The organism is Streptomyces sp. NPDC030798, assembly GCF_055572275.1.
Genome location: NZ_JBVIDR010000010.1, coordinates 171,080 through 189,394, shown reverse-complemented (window position 1 = coordinate 189,394; position 18,315 = coordinate 171,080). Strand labels below are relative to the sequence as shown.

The following is an 18,315-nucleotide window of genomic DNA, read 5'->3' as shown; positions in this document are numbered from 1 at the left end:
TCGGCCGGCGGCAGCGCAGGCCCTACGCGAGGAGCTGCTCGATCACGACCGCCACCCCGTCCTCGTTGTTGGCGACCGTACGGCCGGAGGCGGCGGCGACGGCGTCCGGGTGGGCGTTGCCCATCGCGTAGGACCGGCCGGCCCAGGTCAGCATCTCCACGTCGTTGGGCATGTCGCCGAACGCGACGACCTCCTCGTGGGAGATGCCGCGTTCTGCACAGCACAGGGCGAGCGTGCTGGCCTTGGAGACGCCGGGCCCGCTGATCTCCAGCAGGGCGCTGGGGCTGGAGCGGGTCACGGTGGCCCGGTCGCCGATGGAGAGGCGGGCGAGGGTGAGGAAGGCGTCCGGGTCGAGGTCCGGGTGGTAGGCGAGGATCTTCAGCACCGGCTGGTCGGTGTCCGGACCGCTGGGCGCGAGGAGCTCCTCGGCGGGCAGGAGGTTGTCCGGTATCTCCATGTGCAGCTTGGGATAGGCCGGCTCCTGGTGGAAGCCGTAGGTCTGCTCGACCGCGAACACGGTGCCGGGCGCCGAGTTCCGCAGCAGCCGGACGGCGTCCAGCGCGTTCGCCCGGGCCAGCTCGCGCACCTTGACGAAGCGGTGGGCGCCGGGGCCGCCGTGCAGGTCGACCACGGCGGCGCCGTTGCCGCAGATCGCCAGGCCGTGGCCGTGGACGTGGTCGCTGACGACGTCCATCCAGCGGGCCGGGCGGCCGGTGACGAAGAAGACCTCGATGCCCGCCTCCTCGGCGGCGGCCAGCGCGGCGACCGTTCGCGGCGAGACCGACTTGTCGTCGCGCAGCAGAGTGCCGTCGAGGTCGGTGGCGATCAGCCGCGGCCGGAGGGCGGCGGACGGGGTCCCGGGCTGTCTGGTCGCTGAGGTCACCGCGCCATTCTCGCGCATATGCCCGCACGGCCGGGCGGGAGTGCGCACATATGAGTCCACGGACACACCGCGATGGCCGATGGACGACCTGTCACCGGCGGAACAGGCGACAGCCCCGGCCGCCCGTGGAGCAGCGCCAGCCGTGGCCGCCGGTGGAACTGCGACGGTCCCGGCCGCCCGTGGAGCAGCGACAGTTTTGGCCGCCGGTGGAGCTGCGTCAGCCTTGGCCGCTGGTGGAGCGGCGAAACCCCCGGCCGCCCCCGGAACAGGCGACAGCCCCGGCCGCCCTCGGAACAGGCGACAGCCCCGGCCACCGGTGGAGCTGCGACAGCCTTGGCCGCCCCTGGAGCGGCGAAACCCCCGGCCGCCCCCGGAACAGGCGACAGCCCCGGCCGCCCGCGGAGCAGTGAACCGCCCTGACGCCCGTGCACGCTCACGCGAGCTGGGTGAGCCCCTCCATGGCGATCTGCTCGAAGACCTTCTCGTCCGCCGCGAAGTCGGAGTCCGGAATGGGCCAGTGGATCACGATCTCGGTGAACCCCAGCTCCCGGTGGCGCCCGGCGAAGTCCACGAAGGCGTCCAGAGACGCCAGCGGCCGGCCGCGGTCCGGGGTGAAGCCGGTGAGCAGGACCTTGTCCAGCTCCGCCACGTCCCGCCCGGCCGCCGCGCAGGCCTCGGACAGCTTCTCCAGCTGCCCGCGCAGCGCCTGGACCGACTGCTCCGGGGTGCCGTTCTCGTACAGCTTCGGGTCGCCGGTGGTCACCCACGCCTGACCGTGGCGCGCGGCGAGCTTCAGCCCGCGCGGGCCGGTGGCTGCCACCGCGAAGGGCAGCCGGGGGCGCTGGACGCAGCCGGGGATGTTGCGCGCCTCGTGCGCCGAGTAGAACCGGCCCTCGTAGGTGACCGCGTCCTCGGTGAGCAGCCGGTCGAGCAGGGGCACGAACTCGGCGAACCGGTCGGCGCGCTCGCGCGGGGTCCACGGTTCCTGGCCGAGGGCGCTCGCGTCGAAGCCGGTGCCGCCCGCGCCGATGCCGAGGGTGACGCGGCCGCCGGAGATGTCGTCCAGCGAGATCAGTTCCTTGGCGAGGGTGACCGGATGCCGGAAGTTCGGCGAGGTCACCAGCGTGCCGAGGCGGAGGCGGTCGGTGGCGGCAGCGGCGGCGGTCAGTGTCGGCACGGCGCCGAACCAGGGGCCGTCGCGGAAGCTGCGCCAGGACAGGTGGTCGTAGGTGTACGCGGTGTGGAAGCCGAGCTGCTCGGCCCGCACCCAGGCCGAACGGCCGCCCTCGTGCCAGCGGCGGTGGGGCAGGATCACGGTGCTCAGACGCAGACTCATGCCCCCGAGCGTAAGGGGGCGCACCGGGCATGGCCGAAACCGGTCACCGTACGTGCCGGCCGGGCAACGCACCGGCGCCGGTGCGAGACGCCAGTGCCGGACCTCAGTGCGGCTCGGTGAACCGCACGTAGCGGGGCGGAACGGCCCGGGTGAGCCAGACCCCGTTGGCGCTGACGTGGAAAACGTGGCCGTCGCGGTGCATGGCGCCGGCGTCCACGGTGAGCACGACGGGGCGGCCCCGGCGGGCACCGACCCGGGTGGCCGTCTCGCGGTCCGCCGACAGGTGCACGTCGTGCCGGTTCATCGGCCTGAGGCCCTCGGCGCGGATCGCGTCCAGGGTGCGGGCGACCGTGCCGTGGTAGAGGTGCGGCGGCGGGGTGGCCGGGGGCAGGCCGAGGTCGACCTCGATGCTGTGGCCCTGGCTGGCGCGGATCCGGGTGCCCTCGACCGCGAAGCGCTGCTTGTCGTTGGCGGCCACCACATGGTCGAGTTCCTCCCGCGTGAACCGGAAGCCGTGTGCGGTGGCCGCGGCGATCAGCGTGTCGATCTCGACCCAGCCGCCCGCGTCGAGCCGGAGGCCGATGCGTTCAGGCTGGTGGCGAAGGTGTTTGGAGAGGTACTTCGACACCTTGACGGTGCGTCTTTCGTCCATGGCACCAGGGTGCGGGAGAGACGCGCATCACGCAGGTTCTTTTTGCCGGGAGGTTTGATCCACAGCAAGTCCGGTTGTCCACAGGGGAATTGACGAAGCTGTGGACAACCGGCACCGACCGTCCGCGACCGGCATCCCACCCCGCTACAGCCTCGGTTCGATCCGCGCCATCCGCCTCAGCACCCCCGGCAGATAACGGGACAGCAGATGCGCCCCCTTCGCCTCCGGCGTCACCGGCACCACCGCCCGGTTGTCGGCCACCGCGTCCAGCACGGCCCTGGCGACCTTCTCCGGAGGGTAGTTGCGCAGTCCGTACAGGCGGGCCGCGCGCTGCTGCCGGCGGCGTTGCTCGGCCGTGTCGACGCCGGTGAAGCGGGCCGTGGACGTGATGGCGGTGTTGACGAAGCCGGGGCACACGGCCGTGACCCCGATGTCCTGTCCGGCCAGCTCGGCGCGCAGGCACTCGGAGAGCATCAGGACCGCGGCCTTGGAGGTGCTGTAGGCGGGCAGTGCGCGGGAGGGCTGATAGGCGGCCGCCGAGGCGATGTTGACGATGTGCCCGCCCTGGCCGCGCTCGGCCATGCGCGCGCCGAAGAGGCGGCAGCCGTGGATCACGCCCCAGAGGTTGACGTCCAGGACCGCGCGCCAGTCGTCGGTCGTCGTGGTGAGGAAGGAGCCCGCCATGCCGATGCCCGCGTTGTTGACCAGCACGTCCGGCACGCCGTAGGCGCGGTGCACCTTCTCGGCGAGCTTCTCCATGGCCTGCTCGTCGGAGACGTCCGCCGTCTCCGCCCAGGCCTCGGGTGCGCCGCTCAGCCGGGACTGCTCGGCGGTGCGGACGGCGGCCCCGGCGTCCCGGTCGACGGCCACCACGCGCGCGCCGGCCTCGGCGAACGCCAGCGCCGTGGCCCGCCCGATGCCGCTGCCCGCGCCGGTGACCAGCACCAGCTGCCCGCCGAACCGGTCGGCGTGGCGCCCACCGGCCGCGACCTCCGTACGGCCGCCTTCCACGGCGGTGACGAACTCCTCGATCCAGGCGGCCACCCGGTCGGGCCGGGTACGCGGGATCCAGTGCCGGGCCGGGAGCGTCCGGCGGGTGAGCCGGGGCACCCACCGCTCGAGGTCGTCGTAGAGGCGCTCGGAGAGGAACGCGTCGTCCAGGGGAGTGATGAGCTGCACCGGCGCGTGGGCGTACGCGTCGGGACGGGGCCGGCGCAGCCGGGCGCGCACGTTGTCCCGGTACAGCCAGGCGCCGTGCGCCGCGTCGGAGGGGAGGGACGGGGTCGGGTAGTCGCCGGCGGGCAGTTTCTCCACGCGCCGCAGCACGTGCGGCCAGCGGGTGCCGAGCGGCCCGCGCCAGGCCAGTTCCGGCAGGGCCGGGGTGTGCAGCAGGTACACGTACCAGGACCTGGCGCCCTGCCCGAGCAACTGGGCCACCCGCCGGGGGGTCGGGCGCTTCACGCGCGCGTCGATCCAGTGCCCGAAGTGGTCAAGGGACGGTCCCGACATCGACGTGAAGGAGGCGACACGCCCCTTGGTGCGGGCCACGGTGACGAACTCCCAGGCCTGCACCGAACCCCAGTCGTGGCCGACCAGGTGCACCGGCCGGTCCGGGCTGACCGCGTCCGCCACGGCCAGGAAGTCGTCCGTCAGCTTGGCCAGGGTGAAGCCGCCGCGCAGTGGCCGCGGCGCCGTCGAGCCTCCGTGACCGCGCACGTCGTAGGCCACCACGTGGAAGCGGCCCGCTAGGCGTTCGGCGACCTCGGACCACACCTCCTTGCTGTCCGGGTAGCCGTGCACCAGCAGCACCGTCGGCCGCTGCGGATCGCCCAGTTCGGCCACGCACAGCTCGATCCCGCCGGTCCGCACCCGGCGCTCCCGCGCACCCTTCAGCATCGCTTCGCCTCCGCCGTCCTGCCGCGCCGGCCCGCCGGCCGCGGTACGCGTCCGTCACGCGACCCCGGCGAATCTGTCAGTTGTTAGAGGAAGCGTCAACAGGGCCGGTCGGGAACACGCGGACAAGCCCTGGGCGGGGGATCCCCTAAGGCTCCGTACTACTCGAGTCTGACGTGAAGACGGCTCTGAGGTCTGACGACCGGCGTGGTCCGGATTACTACCGTCGAAGGCGTGACTGTGATCGCGACCGAGAGCCTGAGCAAGCGGTTCCCCCGGGTGACCGCGCTCGACCGGCTGTCCGTGGACATCGGACCCGGTGTGACGGGACTCGTCGGTGCCAATGGCGCCGGCAAGTCCACCCTGATCAAGATCCTGCTGGGTCTGTCCCCCGCCTCGGAGGGCCGCGCGGAGGTGCTCGGCCTGGACGTGGCCACCAAGGGCGCCGCCATCCGCGAGCGCGTGGGCTACATGCCGGAACACGACTGCCTGCCGCCCGACGTCTCGGCCACCGAGTTCGTCGTCCACATGGCCCGCATGTCCGGCCTGCCGCCCACCGCGGCCCGCGAGCGCACCGCGGACACCCTGCGCCATGTCGGCCTGTACGAGGAGCGCTACCGCCCCATCGGCGGCTACTCCACCGGCATGAAGCAGCGCGTCAAGCTCGCCCAGGCCCTGGTGCACGACCCGCAGCTGGTCTTCCTGGACGAGCCGACCAACGGCCTCGACCCGGTCGGCCGTGACGAGATGCTCGGCCTCATCCGGCGCATCCACACCGACTTCGGCATCTCCGTCCTGGTCACCTCCCACCTGCTGGGCGAGCTGGAGCGCACCTGCGACCACGTGGTCGTCGTCGACGGCGGCAAGCTGCTGCGCTCCAGCTCCACCACCGACTTCACGCAGACCACGACCACCCTCGCGATCGAGGTCACCGACACCGACGACCACCTCGACGGCACCGCCGCACTCCGCGAGGCGCTCCACGCGCGCGGGGTGGACACGCACGCCGAGGGGGCGGGGCTGCCCGGCGCCGGCCACATCCTGCTGCTGACCGCGGCGGGCGAGGAGACGTACGACCTCGTGCGGGACGTCGTCGCCGACCTCGGTCTCGGCCTGGTGCGCATGGAACAGCGCCGGCACCACATCTCCGAGGTGTTCACCGGCGGCGACGAGCAGCGGAAGGAGGCCGTCGGACATGGCGGTTGAGCATCCCCCGGCCACTGCGGCCGGCGACCAGACCCGCATCCACGACATCGGCTACCGCGGCTACGACGGCCCGCGCCTCGGCCGCGCCTACGCCCGCCGCTCGCTGTACTCGCAGTCCCTGCGCGGCGCCTACGGCCTCGGCCGCTCGGTGAAGTCCAAGGTGCTGCCGATGCTGCTGTTCGCGGTGATGTGCGTGCCCGCCGCCATCATGGTCGCCGTCGCGGTCGCCACCAAGGCGCACGACCTGCCGCTGGCACACGCCTACACCCGCTACGCGATCGTCATGCAGGCGGTGATCAGCCTGTACGTCGCCTCGCAGGCACCCCAGGCCGTCTCGCGCGACCTGCGCTTCAAGACCGTACCCCTGTACTTCTCGCGGCCCATCGAGACCGCCGACTACGTCCAGGCGAAGTTCGCGGCGCTCGCCTCGGCGCTGTTCATCCTCACCGGCGCCCCGCTGCTGGTGATGTACGTCGGCTCACTGCTCGCCAAGATGGGCGTCGGCCACCAGAGCGGGCAGTTCGCCCAGGGACTGGTCTCCGTCGCCCTGCTCTCGCTGCTGTTCGCCGGCATCGGCCTGGTCATCGCCGCCGTCACCCCGCGCCGCGGCTTCGGCATCGCCGCCGTCATCGCCGTGATGACCATCTCCTACGGAGCGGTCTCCACCCTCCAGGCCATCGCCTACAACCAGGACAGCACGAGCGCCGTGCCGTGGATCGGCCTGTTCTCCCCCGTCACGCTGATCGACGGGGTGCAGTCCGCCTTCTTCGGCGGCCGCTCCTCCTTCCCCGGCGAGGTCGGCCCGTCCCACGGGGTGGGCGCGGTGTACGTCCTGGTGGCCCTGGGCCTGATCGCCGCGTGCTACGCCCTCCTGATCCGCCGCTACAAGAAGGTGGGGCTGTGACAACCCTCAGCATCGACCGCGTCTCCCGCTGGTTCGGCAACGTGGTCGCCGTCAACGACGTCACCATGACCATCGGCCCCGGTGTCACGGGCCTGCTCGGCCCGAACGGCGCCGGGAAGTCCACCCTCATCAACATGATGGGCGGCTTCCTCGCCCCCTCCACCGGCTCCGTCACCCTCGACGGGCAGCCGGTGTGGCGCAACGAGGAGATCTACCGGCACATCGGCATCGTCCCCGAGCGCGAGGCGATGTACGACTTCCTCACCGGGCGCGAATTCGTCGTCGCCAACGCCGAGTTGCACGGCCTGGGCGCCAAGGCGGCCCAGCGGGCCCTCGCCACGGTGGAGATGGAGTACGCGCAGGACCGGAAGATCTCCACCTACTCCAAGGGCATGCGGCAGCGCGTGAAGATGGCCAGCGCGCTCGTCCACGACCCCTCGCTGCTGCTGCTCGACGAGCCGTTCAACGGCATGGACCCGCGCCAGCGCATGCAGTTGATGGAGCTGCTGCGCCGCATGGGCGACGAGGGCCGCACGGTGCTGTTCTCCTCGCACATCCTCGAGGAGGTCGAGCAGCTCGCCCGGCACATCGAGGTCGTCGTCGCCGGGCGGCACGCGGCCAGCGGCGACTTCCGCAGGATCCGCCGGCTGATGACCGACCGTCCGCACCGCTACCTGGTCCGCTCCAGCGACGACCGCGCCCTCGCGGCCGCGCTGATCGCCGACCCGTCGACGTCCGGCATCGAGGTCGACGTCACCGAGGGCGCGCTGCGCATCCAGGCCGTGGACTTCGGCCGCTTCACCGCCCTGCTGCCGAGGGTCGCCCGCGACCACGGCATCAGGCTGCTCACGGTCTCGCCGTCCGACGAGTCCCTCGAGTCCGTGTTCTCGTACCTGGTCGCGGCGTAGGAGGCCGAAGATGTACGACCCCACTGTCGCCCGGCTCACCTACCGGGCCCTGCTCGGCCGCCGCCGGGCCCTCATCCTCGGCGCGCTGCCGCTGCTGCTGATCGTCATCTCCGTGGCCGTGCGCGGTCTGACCGGAGCCGACGACCAGACGGCCGCCGACGTCCTCGGCGGATTCGCGCTCGCCACCATGGTGCCGATCATCGGCGTCATCGCGGGCACCGGCGCCATCGGCCCGGAGATCGACGACGGCTCCGTCGTCTATCTGCTGTCCAAGCCGCTGAAGCGGCCGACGATCATCCTCACGAAGCTGATCGTCGCCATCGCGGTGACCATGGTGTTCTCCGCGGTGCCGACCATGATCGCGGGGCTCGTCCTCAACGGCAACGGCCAGCAGATCGCCGTCGCCTACACGGTGGCGGCGCTGGTCGCCTCCATCGCCTACTCCGCGCTGTTCCTGCTGCTGGGCACGGTGTCCCGGCACGCGGTCGTCTTCGGGCTGGTCTACGCCCTGGTCTGGGAGGCGCTGTTCGGCTCCCTGGTGCCGGGGGCGCGCACGCTGAGCATTCAGCAGTGGTCGCTCGCCGTCGCCCACAAGGTGGCCGGTGGGGACCTGGTGACCTCCGACGTCGGGCTGACGACGGCCACCGTGCTGCTGGTCGCGATCACCGTGCTGGCCACCTGGTTCGCGGGCCAGAAGCTGCGGTCGCTGACGCTGGCGGGCGAGGAGTAGACCGCGGGCGGCCTTGACGGGGACTTCACGCGGGTCGGGGCAGACTGGGCAAAGCGGATGCACGGCTAGGAGGCCGGTGATGGCGGACGAGATGCCGCGAAGCGGCGTGGGCGAGCGGACCGGGCGGACCCGGCGATCCGAGGGCGCCGACCAGGCCGAGGGGTCCGGGCGGCCCGCGCGATCCGCGGAGTCCGAGCAGTCGGAGCAGTCGGAGCAGTCCAAGGGATCCGAGGGCGACGTCTGGGACGGCCTCGTGCTGGACGAGGAGTTCGTACGGGCCGCCGGGACCTCCGAGCCGTCCGCCCGGGCCCGGATGCTCGCCGCCCGCTGGCGCGCCGAGGAGCCCGAGCCGCAGCCGTGGCGCTCCGACGAGCCGCCGGCGGGCTGGTTCTTCAGCAGGGCGCGGCGCCGCAGGTGGCGCAACCGCTGGGGCGGTGCCGCGCACGGTTAATTCGATGGCGCCCAACTCGTCGGCGAGGCAGAGTGGTTGTGCCCCATCCGCCGGGAGTGTCCCGGTGTCACGAGCTGGGAGAGGAGTCGGGCGATGTCCATGCACGGCAGTACGCCCGGCTCCCGACAGGGCAGCCCGAGGCCGGCTCCGGAGTAGCCGTTACCGCTCCGTGGAGCCAGGGGAACTGCCCGGGGCGGCCGCTTCGAGCACGCGATGTCGCTCTCGCGTGGGCCGCCCACCCGGAGGATTGGCCGAGTGGTAAGGCACTGGCTTGCTGAGCCAAGGTCGGGCTGGAAAGCCCGCGCACGTTCGATCCGTGCATCCTCCGCCGCACAGGAACGTCAGCCCAGCAACCGTTCCAGCACCACCGCGATGCCGTCCTCCTCGTGGGAGGAGGTCACTTCGTCCGCGACCGCCTTGAGCTCCTCGTGCGCGTTGGCCATCGCCACGCCGCGGGCCGCCCAGGCGAACATCGGGATGTCGTTGGGCATGTCGCCGAAGGCGATCGTGTCGGCGGACTTCAGGCCGAGGCGGCGGGCGGCCAGCGAGAGGCCCGTGGCCTTGGAGAGGCCGAGGGGCAGCAGTTCCACGATGCCCGCCCCCGCCAGGGCCACGCCGACGAAGCCGCCGGCCGCGCGGCGGGCCGCCTCCGCGAGCTCGTCGTCGCCGAGGGTCGGATGCTGGATGTAGATCTTGTTCAGCGGCGCCGCCCAGAGGTCGGACGCGTCCGTGAGAGGGGTGGCGGGGAGGGTGCCGGTGACCGCGTAGCCGGGGCCCACCAGCACCTCGCCGTCCAGACCGTCCTGGCTCGCCGCCAGGTGCAGCGGGCCCACCTCGGCCTCGATCTTCGCCAGGGCCACGCCCGCGAGCTGCCGGTCCAGGGTGACCGAGGTGAGCAGGCGGTGCGCCCCGGCGTCGTACACCTGTGCGCCCTGGCCGCAGACGGCGAGCCCGTCGTAGCCCAGGTCGTCGAGGATGTGCCGGGTCCAGGGGGCCGCGCGGCCGGTGACGACGATGTGCGCCGCGCCCGCCGCGGTGGCCGCGGCGAGCGCGTCACGGGTGCGCTGCGAGATCGACTCGTCGGAGCGCAGCAGCGTCCCGTCGAGGTCGGTCGCGATCAGCCGGTACGGGAAGGCCGCGGTCACTTGGCGACCGGCTCCAGGACCTCCCGGCCGCCCAGGTACGGGCGCAGCACCTCGGGGACACGGACGGATCCGTCGGCCTGCTGGTGGTTCTCCAAGATCGCCACGATCGTGCGCGGTACGGCGCACAGCGTGCCGTTGAGCGTGGCCAGCGGGCGCACCCTCTTGTCCTCGCGGACCCGGATGGACAGCCGGCGGGACTGGAACTCGGTGCAGTCCGAGGTCGAGGTCAGCTCGCGGTACTTGCCCTGGGTCGGGATCCACGCCTCGCAGTCGAACTTGCGGGCGGCCGAGGCGCCGAGGTCACCGGTGGCCACGTCGATGACGCGGAACGGCAGCTCCAGGGAGGTCAGCCACTGCTTCTCCCACTCCAGCAGGCGCTGGTGCTCCGCCTGGGAGTCCTCGGGCGCGACGTACGAGAACATCTCGACCTTGTCGAACTGGTGCACCCGGAAGATGCCTTTGGTGTCCTTGCCGTGGGAGCCGGCCTCGCGGCGGAAGCAGGGCGAGAAGCCCGCGTAGCGCAGCGGCAGGCGGTCGGCGTCGATGATCTCGTCCATGTGGTAGGCCGCCAGCGGCACCTCGGACGTGCCGACCAGGTACAGGTCGTCCTTGTCGAGGTGGTAGACGTCCTGCGCGGCCTGGCCGAGGAAGCCGGTGCCGGCCATGGACTGCGGGCGGACCAGCGCCGGGGTCAGCATCGGGGTGAAGCCGGCCGCCGTGGCCTGCGCGATCGCGGCGTTGACCAGGGCCAGCTCCAGCAGGGCGCCGACGCCGGTGAGGAAGTAGAAGCGGGATCCGGAGACCTTGGCGCCGCGCTCGACGTCGATCGCGCCGAGGATCTGGCCGAGCTCCAGGTGGTCCTTGGGCTCGAAGCCCTCCGCGCCGAAGTCGCGGATCGTGCCGTGGGTCTCGAGGGTGACGAAGTCCTCCTCGCCGCCGACGGGCACGTCGGGGTGGACGAGGTTGCCGAGCCGGAGCAGCAGCTCCTGGGTCTCGGCGTCGGCCGCGTCGCGGTCCGCGTCGGCGGCCTTGACGTCGGCCTTCAGCTGCTCGGCGCGCCCCAGCAGTTCGGCCTTCTCGTCACCGGTGGCCTTGGGGATCAGCTTGCCGAGCTGCTTCTGCTCGGCACGCAGCTCGTCGAAGCGGACGCCGGAGGACCTGCGCCGCTCGTCGGCAGACAGGAGGGAGTCGACGAGCGCGACGTCCTCTCCACGGGCGCGCTGGGACGCGCGCACACGGTCGGGGTCCTCACGGAGCAGGCGAAGGTCAATCACGAGCCCAAGGCTACCGGTGCGGGCTCCCCCGTCACGACTCGCTATTCCGAGAGTCCTCATTCGCGGCTTACGTTCAGTAATGAGGCAATTGTGGATCGTGCCGGGTCCCGTCAAGGAAATCTGTCTCGTTCCCTGGGACGGAGCAGGTGACGGGCGCCACGTTGACCGGACTCCCTTGCGGGGGACGGAACTTGGGTTCCCGGTTGTCCACAGGAGTCCACACCTCCGAGGAGTTATCCACAGGGTGTGTGGAAGATCTGTGGACTTCGGAATTGATCACTCCGGAAGTGTCGACGGGACCGAAGAATTACCGGGCCACACCACATCGAAACCCACCTTCGGGTGGAAAAGGGTCGCCCCAAAAGATGAACCAAAGGAAACGAGTGGACGAAGGGTGACTGATGCGAGGGTGGCCCCGTCTGGGAGCCACAGGGTGATTTGTCGACCGAGTCGCCCGGTGTTGTCGACTTGTCCCCAGGTCGAGATGGGAACCTGTGGATAACTCCTGTGGATAACTAGAACCGGCCGTCCTGGCAGCGCGCCACCCAGTCCGCCGCTGCCACGAACTCTCCGTCGGAGGTCCCCGGCAGGGTGGGGCGCGCCTCGCCCTGCCGGATGTCCGCGCGCGGGTAGGAGCCCAGGAAACGCACCTGGAGGCAGATCCGCTTCAGCCCCATCAGCGCCTCGGCCACCCGACGGTCGGAGATGTGGCCCTCGGCGTCGATGCAGAAGCAGTAGTTGCCGATGCCGGCGCCGGTCGGCCGGGACTGCAGCAGCATCAGGTTGATCCCGCGGGTGGCGAACTCGCCGAGCAGATCCCGCAGGGCACCCGGGTGGTCGTCCCGCTGCCACAGCACCACGGAGGTCTTGTCGGCACCGGTCGGCGCGGCGGGCCGGGCCGGGCGGCCGACCAGCACGAACCGGGTCTGCGCGTTCTCCGCGTCGTGGATCTCGGTCTCCAGGGCCTCCAGGCCGTACCGGGCGGCGGCGAACTCGCCCGCGAAGGCGGCGTCGTAGCGGCCCTCCTGGACGAGGCGGGCACCGTCCGCGTTCGAGGCGGCCGACTCCCAGGCGACGTCCGGCAGGTTCGCCTTCAGCCAGTTGCGCACCTGCGGCTGGGCCGCCGGATGGGCGGTGACCGTCTTGATGTCGGACAGCTTCGTGCCCGGCCGGACCAGCAGCGCGAAGGTGATCGACAGCAGCACCTCGCGGTAGATCATCAGCGGCTCGCCCGCGACCAGCTCGTCCAGGGTGGTGGTGATGCCGCCCTCGACGGAGTTCTCGATCGGCACGAACGCGGCCTCGGCCTCGCCTGCCCGCACCGCGTCCAGCGCGGACTGCACCGACACGTACGGGATCAGCTCCCGGGTGGCCGCCTCCGGAAGCGTGCGCAGAGCGACTTCCGTGAAGGTGCCCTCGGGACCGAGATACGCATAGCTCGCTGGCATGTCCTCACCCTAATGGCCGCAGGGGAAAGCGGCTTCCGTGTCTCATGAACACCACTCGGCCGGGTGGTTTGAATGCCCGGACGAGTGAATTTCTCCTTGCCCGATCGCCAGGCGTCCGGATCACCCCTCCAGGAGCCGCTGCCCCACGTACTCGCCCTCGGCCGCGCCGCCGGGCACCGCGAACAGGCCGCTCGCCTCGTGCCGGATGAACGTCGACAGCGCGTCGCCGCGGTCGAGCTTGCGCTGCACCGGTACGAAGCCGCGCAGCGGGTCCGCCTGCCAGCAGATGAACAGCAGTCCGGCGTCGGGTGTGCCGTCCGCGTCGAAGCCGTCGTGGTAGGAGAAGGGGCGCCGCAGCAGGGCCGCGCCGCCGTTCTGGTCGGGCCGGGTGATCCGGGCGTGCGCGTTCACCGGGACGACGTACGCGCCCTTGGCGTCGGTCTTCTCCAGGTCCATCGGGGTCGTCTCGTCGCCGCCGGACAGCGGCGCCCCGTTGGACTTGCGGCGCCCGATGACAGCCTCCTGGGCCGACAGCGACAGCTTCTCCCAGTCGTCGAGGAGCATGCGGATCCGGCGGACGACGGCGTAGGAGCCGCCCGCCATCCAGGCGGGCTCGCCCGAGGCGGGCACGAAGATCCGCTTGTCGAAGTCGGCGTCGGCCGGCTTGGGGTTGCGGGTGCCGTCGATCTGGCCCATGAGGTTGCGGGCCGTCATGGGGTGGGCGGTGGCGCCCGGGCTGCGGTTGAAGCCGTTCATCTGCCAGCGCACGCGGGCGGCGGCACCGGCATCCTTCTGGATCGCGCGCAGGGCGTGGAAGGCGACCAGGGCGTCGTCGGCGCCGATCTGCACCCACAGGTCGCCGTCGCTGCGCGCCTTGTCCAGGTGGTCGGAGGAGAAGTCGGGCAGCGGGTCCAGGGCGCCGGGGCGCTGCTTCTCCAGCCCGGTCCGGCCGAAGAAGCTGTGGCCGAAGCCGAAGGTGATCGTCAGTGAGGACGGGCCCGCGTCCCGGGCCACGTCGGTGTCGTCGTGCGGTGCCGGCTCGCCCGCCATCAGCCGCTCGGCGGTCGTCGACCAGCGGCGCAGCAGGGCAGCCGCCTCCTTGCGGCCCGCGCCCGCCGTCAGGTCGAAGGCGACGAGATGGCCGCAGGCCTGCAGCCCCTCGGTGATGCCGGGCTGATGTTTCCCGTGAAACATCGCCCGGCCGGAGCCCACCGAGGTCAGCGGAGTGGCCCCGGCCGGCGCGGCGGCGTATCCCACGGCTCCGCCGGCGGCGCCGAGCACGAGGCCGGTAGCCCCGGCGGTGCCGATCAGGGCGCGACGCGAGATGCCCCTGCCGCCGTCGGCAGCGGGTTCCGGTACCGCGGACTCGGGCCGACGGGCCTGGGGAAGGGACTGGTCGGGCATGGTGTGGTTCAGCCGATCTGCGCGTTCTTGGACACGGTCACCTGGTCGATGTCGGAGGTGCGCACGGTCACGGCGATCTTCCAGTCGCCCGCCATGGGGATCTGCACTCCTTCGGCCGCCCAGTGGCCGGTGGTGATGTGGTCGGGGGTCACGGGGAGCGGCCCGAGCTTCTTGGCCTCCAGGGTGAAGGCGACCTTCACCTCGGGGACGTCGAAGGCACGGCCGTTGGGCCGCTGCACGTAGACGTGCATCTCGTTGCCGCCCACGCGCGCGGGGTCGAGGTCGAGACGGACCAGGCCCTTGCCGTCGGTGCCGCCGGTGTCGAACGGCATGTCCAGGGTCACCGCGCCCGACGAGGAGGACGACGCGGAGGAGCTCGAGGACGACGAGGTGGCGGCCTTGGCCTCCTGCTCGGTGCGGCCGGGCTCGGTCTGGGTGAGCGCGGTGGTGACGGCGAGCAGCACGACCGCGACGCCCGCCTCCGCGAGCACCGAGCGGCGCAGGCCGAAGCGGTTCGGGTCGGCGTCCCGCAGCCGCTTCCGGCGTGCGGCGTCGACGGCGGCCCGCTGCCGGGCGAGCTGGGCGGCGCGCTTGCCGTCACCGGAACCGGCCGCCGTGTCGGTGCCCTTGCCGGCGCCGGCGCCCTTGTCCTTGCCCTCGCCGACGGCAGCGGCCCTGCCCTTGCCCGCGGACGCGGAGACGTGCTCCTTCGCGGGCGCCTCCCCCTTCTTCCGCGCACCCTTTTCGTCGGTCCCCGCGATGTCCACCAGCCGCCCCGTCCAGCGCCGCGAGATCCACGCGATGCCGACGAGCAGCGCCACCAGCGCGATCTTGACCAGCAGCAGCAGGCCGTACCGGGTCTCGGTGAACGCCGACCAGGAGCCGAGCTGGCGCCAGGACTGGTAGGTGCCGGTGGCGACCAGGGCGAGGACGGAGCCGAAGGCCACGCGGGAGAAGCGCTGGACGGCCGCGCTCTCGACGGGAGTGTCGGAGGGCGCCCGGTACAGCGCGACGAGCAGGGCGGTCAGGCCGCCCAGCCAGGCGGCGACGGCCAGCAGGTGGACGACGTCGACGGGCATGGCGATGCCGGGCTGGAGCCCGGTGGAGGCGTGCTCGGCCATGGCCCAGCTCGCCGCGAGTCCGGCGGCCACGACCACGCCGCCGATGGCGAGTCCGAAGGTCAGGTCGCGCTTCTCCTCGCCCTCCTCGCGCCGGTTGTAGGCGCCGAAGAGGACGGCGATGAAGAGCGCGGCGGCGGCGAGCAGCAGCAGCCGGGAGACCAGGGTCGCGCCGGTCTTGGTCTGCAGCACCTGGCCGAGCAGGGTCAGGTCGAAGACGTCGCCGAGCTTCCCGGAGCCGGTGTACGAGCCGCGCAGGAGCAGCAGCCACAGGGTGGCGGCGGTGAGCGCGAGCCAGCCGCCGACCACGAGCCGCTGCAGGGCCCGTACGCCCGAGCCGCGCCGCCAGCAGGCGAGGACGAAGGCGGCGCCGCCCGCCAGCACGATGAAGCCGGCGTACGACACGTACCGCCCGGCGGCGTACAGCGCGCCGACGACTCCGCCGCCGGCCGTGGCGACGCCCGAGACGACGGTCTGCGAGGGCGCCCCGACGGAGAAGGTGTAGGCACCGGAGACGGGGTGGCTGTCCGCGGAGACGACCTGGTAGGCGACCGTGTAGGTGCCCTTGGCCAGGCCGCTCTTGAGGCGCACGGCGTACGTCGTACCGCTCACGTTGGACGGCGGGCCGACCTCGACCTTCTTGCCCTTGGGGTCGAGAACCTGCAGCGAGTCGTCGTTCATCGCCACCTTCTCGGAGAAGGTGAGCGACACCTGGGTGGGTGCCTTGTCGACCACCACCCCTTGCGCGGGGTCGCTGCCGGTCAGCGCGGCATGCGCCGAGGCAGGAGCGGCACCCGCGAGCAGCGCGCCGGTGACGGCTAGGAACAGCAGCACCAGGGTGCGCAGGCGGGGGGTGATGGTCCGCGTCAAGGTGGTCCCTCCCTCAGTGGCCGGTCGACGGGTTGTACGTGGCGGACTTCACCGGCATCTCGACGGTGACGGGCCCGGCCTTGGCGAAGGTGAGTTTCACGGTGACCCTCTGACCCTGCTGCGGCTTGCGCTTCAGCTTCTCGAACATCAGATGGTTGCCGCCGCTCTTGAACACGAGTTGACCGTGCGCGGGTATCGCGAAGGAGGCCTTCTCCTCCATGGCGCCGCCGACGGTGCTGTGCATGGTGACCTGGCCGGCGACCGTGCTGGTGACCGAGGTCAGCGAGTCCCGGGCGCCGCCCTTGTTGCTGATCGTCAGGAACCCGGCGGCCATGTCGGCGGAGACCGGCTGGGGCATGTAGGCCCCGCTGACGGACAGCTCGGGCTTCGCCGAGCCGGAGTCCGAGCCGCACCCCGCGAGGGCGAGGGCGCCGGTGAGCGCGGCCGTCGGCAGGAGGGCACGCCTCACGGCTTGGCTCCCTCGACGAGCTTGGGCAGGTCCTTGGTGTAGTCGTCGACCGTGGCGTCCTCGCCGTAGAGGACATAACCGCCGTCGGTCTTCGGGGAGAACGCGATGACCTGGGTGCCGTGCACGGAGACGACCTTGCCGTTCTTGTCCTTCTTCGTCGGCTCGATGGAGATGCCGAGGGAGCGGGCGCCGGCCTGGATGGTGGAGAAGTCGCCGGTCAGGCCGATGAACTGCGGGTCGATGCCCTTCAGCCACTTGCCCAGCTCGGCGGGGGTGTCCCGGGCGGGGTCGGTCGTGACGAAGACGACCCGGAGGTCGTCCTGCTCTGCCCTGGGCAGCGCCTTCTTGGCCACGGCGATGTTGCTCATGGTCGTCGGGCAGATGTCGGGGCAGTGCGTGTAGCCGAAGTAGATCAGCGTCGGGTGGCCCTTGGTCTCCGCGCGCAGGTCGTACTTCTTGCCGTGCGTGTCGGTGAGCACCAGGTCCGGCTTCTCGAACGGCTGGTCGAGGATGGTCGCGGCCTTGCCCGAGTCGGACTCCTCGGAGACCACGGCGACGGGCGACTTGCTGTCGTCGCCGCTGCCGCAGGCGGAGAGGGTGAGGGTGGCGGCGGCGAGCAGCGCGGCCGCGGCGAACGTCTTCTTGCGCATAGAGAAATGTCCCAGATGTGAGATATCCGGCGCGCACCGGGGTCATACGACAGCGTCGCACGACCCCCGTGCGCGGGCGGAACGGCGGTGCTCAGACGGTGGTGCGGCGACGGCCGGCGAGGACGCCGTAGGCGACGCCGGCGACACCGACGGCGATGCCGACCACGCCGAGCACGCGCGCGGTGGTGTCACTGCCGCCACTCGTGTCGGCGGCGGCCGTGCTCGCGCCCTTGGCGTCGCTCTTGCCGTCGGTCGCGTCGGAGGCGTCCGTGGCGGCCGAGGTGCCGTGATGGTCGTCGGTGGCGGCGGACAGCTCCAGTACCGGCGCCGGGTTCTCCGGCTCGGCCCGGCCGTCCTGCGACACCTCGATCCAGCGCACGACCTCCTTGTCGGAGTACGTCTGGAGCGCCTTGAAGACCATCTGGTCGGTGTCCTCGGGCAGGGCGCCGAGGGAGAGCGGGAACTTCTGGAAGTAGCCCGGCTGGACGCCCTTGCCGTCGGCGGTCCAGGTGACCTTGGTGACGGCTTCGTCGATCTTCTTGCCGTGCACCGTCAGCGGCTTGTCCAGCTTGGACTTGGTGACCTGCACGCTCCAGCCCGGAACCGGCTGGGGCATGACGGAGGCGACCGGGTGGTCGGCGGGGAGGTTCACCTCGAGCTTGGTGGTCGAGGCGTCGTCGCGCTCGTTGGGGACCTTGAAGTCCACGACCGCGTAACCGCCCTTGGCCGCGCTGCCCTCGGGCTGCACGGTGACGTGCGCGAAGGCGGGGGCGGACAGGACGAGCACGGCCGTGCCCGCGACGGCGCCGGCGGCGAGACGGGAGGCGACACGAGAAGCCTGCATGGCAGGAGCACTCCACTCTGAGTGAGGTCCGGTGATGAGGAGAGATACGCGCGGGTGGGTGCACACGCGCGTGCCGCGCGACGGCGGCCTCCCTCTCCCGCGGACGGCGTGGAGTGGTGGTCGCGTCGCG

At 71.8% G+C, this 18,315-nt stretch carries 17 protein-coding genes and 1 tRNA gene; 6 read left to right on the top strand and 12 right to left on the bottom strand.

The genetic code is table 11. The annotated features are described in order from the left end of the window. Positions 1-22: 22 nt before the first annotated feature. From ACZ404_RS23645 to ACZ404_RS23630, 4 genes are all read right to left on the bottom strand, one after another. Positions 23-901 carry a Cof-type HAD-IIB family hydrolase gene (locus tag ACZ404_RS23645; RefSeq protein ID WP_468442959.1) on the bottom strand — a complete coding sequence of 293 codons (879 nt, stop codon included), beginning with the start codon at positions 899-901 and terminating at the stop codon, positions 23-25. A 415-nt stretch (positions 902-1,316) separates the two neighbouring features. Further along, complete coding sequence (locus ACZ404_RS23640; RefSeq protein ID WP_468442957.1) at positions 1,317-2,219, bottom strand: LLM class flavin-dependent oxidoreductase; 903 nt, start codon at positions 2,217-2,219, stop codon at positions 1,317-1,319. Between the two features lie 103 nt (positions 2,220-2,322). Further along, positions 2,323-2,871, bottom strand: a complete 549-nt coding sequence (locus ACZ404_RS23635) for an RNA 2'-phosphotransferase (protein WP_468442955.1) — start codon at positions 2,869-2,871, stop codon at positions 2,323-2,325. Between the two features lie 144 nt (positions 2,872-3,015). Then, positions 3,016-4,767: an SDR family oxidoreductase gene (locus ACZ404_RS23630; protein ID WP_468442953.1), complete on the bottom strand. Its 1,752-nt coding sequence runs from the start codon at positions 4,765-4,767 to the stop codon at positions 3,016-3,018. A 237-nt stretch (positions 4,768-5,004) separates the two neighbouring features. On the opposite strand from ACZ404_RS23630, the gene ACZ404_RS23625 reads away from it, so the two are divergent. From ACZ404_RS23625 to ACZ404_RS23600, 6 genes are all read left to right on the top strand, one after another. Beyond that, positions 5,005-5,970, top strand: a complete 966-nt coding sequence (locus tag ACZ404_RS23625; RefSeq protein WP_468443202.1) for an ABC transporter ATP-binding protein — start codon at positions 5,005-5,007, stop codon at positions 5,968-5,970. Next, entirely contained in the window at positions 5,960-6,874 is a 915-nt protein-coding gene (locus ACZ404_RS23620) for an ABC transporter permease subunit (RefSeq protein WP_468442951.1), read from the top strand. Before ACZ404_RS23625 ends, ACZ404_RS23620 begins: the two co-directional genes overlap by 11 nt. Beyond that, complete coding sequence (locus tag ACZ404_RS23615; protein WP_468442949.1) at positions 6,871-7,782, top strand: ABC transporter ATP-binding protein; 912 nt, start codon at positions 6,871-6,873, stop codon at positions 7,780-7,782. The genes ACZ404_RS23620 and ACZ404_RS23615 overlap by 4 nt, the downstream gene beginning before the upstream one ends. A 10-nt stretch (positions 7,783-7,792) precedes the next feature. Next, a complete protein-coding gene (locus ACZ404_RS23610) occupies positions 7,793-8,512 on the top strand; it encodes an ABC transporter permease subunit (protein WP_468442947.1) in 720 nt (239 codons plus the stop codon). A 91-nt stretch (positions 8,513-8,603) separates the two neighbouring features. After that, complete coding sequence (locus tag ACZ404_RS23605; RefSeq protein WP_468443200.1) at positions 8,604-8,963, top strand: SGM_3592 family protein; 360 nt, start codon at positions 8,604-8,606, stop codon at positions 8,961-8,963. A 241-nt stretch (positions 8,964-9,204) separates the two neighbouring features. Beyond that, positions 9,205-9,291 (top strand) — tRNA-Ser (locus ACZ404_RS23600). A gap of 13 nt (positions 9,292-9,304) precedes the next feature. Here the strand turns inward: ACZ404_RS23600 and ACZ404_RS23595 are convergent. The 8 genes from ACZ404_RS23595 to ACZ404_RS23560 form a co-directional block, all read right to left on the bottom strand. Then, positions 9,305-10,108 carry an HAD family hydrolase gene (locus ACZ404_RS23595; protein WP_468442945.1) on the bottom strand — a complete coding sequence of 268 codons (804 nt, stop codon included), beginning with the start codon at positions 10,106-10,108 and terminating at the stop codon, positions 9,305-9,307. Further along, positions 10,105-11,382, bottom strand: coding sequence for a serine--tRNA ligase (serS, locus tag ACZ404_RS23590; RefSeq protein ID WP_468442943.1), 1,278 nt, complete (start codon positions 11,380-11,382; stop codon positions 10,105-10,107). Before serS ends, ACZ404_RS23595 begins: the two co-directional genes overlap by 4 nt. 515 nt (positions 11,383-11,897) lie before the next feature. Further along, positions 11,898-12,830: a prephenate dehydratase gene (gene pheA, locus ACZ404_RS23585; protein ID WP_468442941.1), complete on the bottom strand. Its 933-nt coding sequence runs from the start codon at positions 12,828-12,830 to the stop codon at positions 11,898-11,900. A gap of 120 nt (positions 12,831-12,950) precedes the next feature. Next, a complete protein-coding gene (efeB, locus tag ACZ404_RS23580; RefSeq protein ID WP_468442939.1) occupies positions 12,951-14,234 on the bottom strand; it encodes an iron uptake transporter deferrochelatase/peroxidase subunit in 1,284 nt (427 codons plus the stop codon). A gap of 8 nt (positions 14,235-14,242) precedes the next feature. Next, on the bottom strand, positions 14,243-16,222 hold the full coding sequence (locus ACZ404_RS23575; protein WP_468442937.1) for a copper resistance CopC/CopD family protein: 1,980 nt from the start codon (positions 16,220-16,222) through the stop codon (positions 14,243-14,245). A gap of 13 nt (positions 16,223-16,235) precedes the next feature. Beyond that, positions 16,236-16,691 (bottom strand): copper chaperone PCu(A)C, encoded by a 456-nt coding sequence (locus ACZ404_RS23570; RefSeq protein WP_468442935.1) that lies wholly within the window; start codon positions 16,689-16,691, stop codon positions 16,236-16,238. Beyond that, positions 16,688-17,341, bottom strand: coding sequence for an SCO family protein (locus ACZ404_RS23565; RefSeq protein WP_468442933.1), 654 nt, complete (start codon positions 17,339-17,341; stop codon positions 16,688-16,690). Before ACZ404_RS23565 ends, ACZ404_RS23570 begins: the two co-directional genes overlap by 4 nt. Before the next feature lie 91 nt (positions 17,342-17,432). After that, complete coding sequence (locus ACZ404_RS23560; RefSeq protein ID WP_468442931.1) at positions 17,433-18,185, bottom strand: YcnI family copper-binding membrane protein; 753 nt, start codon at positions 18,183-18,185, stop codon at positions 17,433-17,435. Positions 18,186-18,315: the final 130 nt, after the last annotated feature.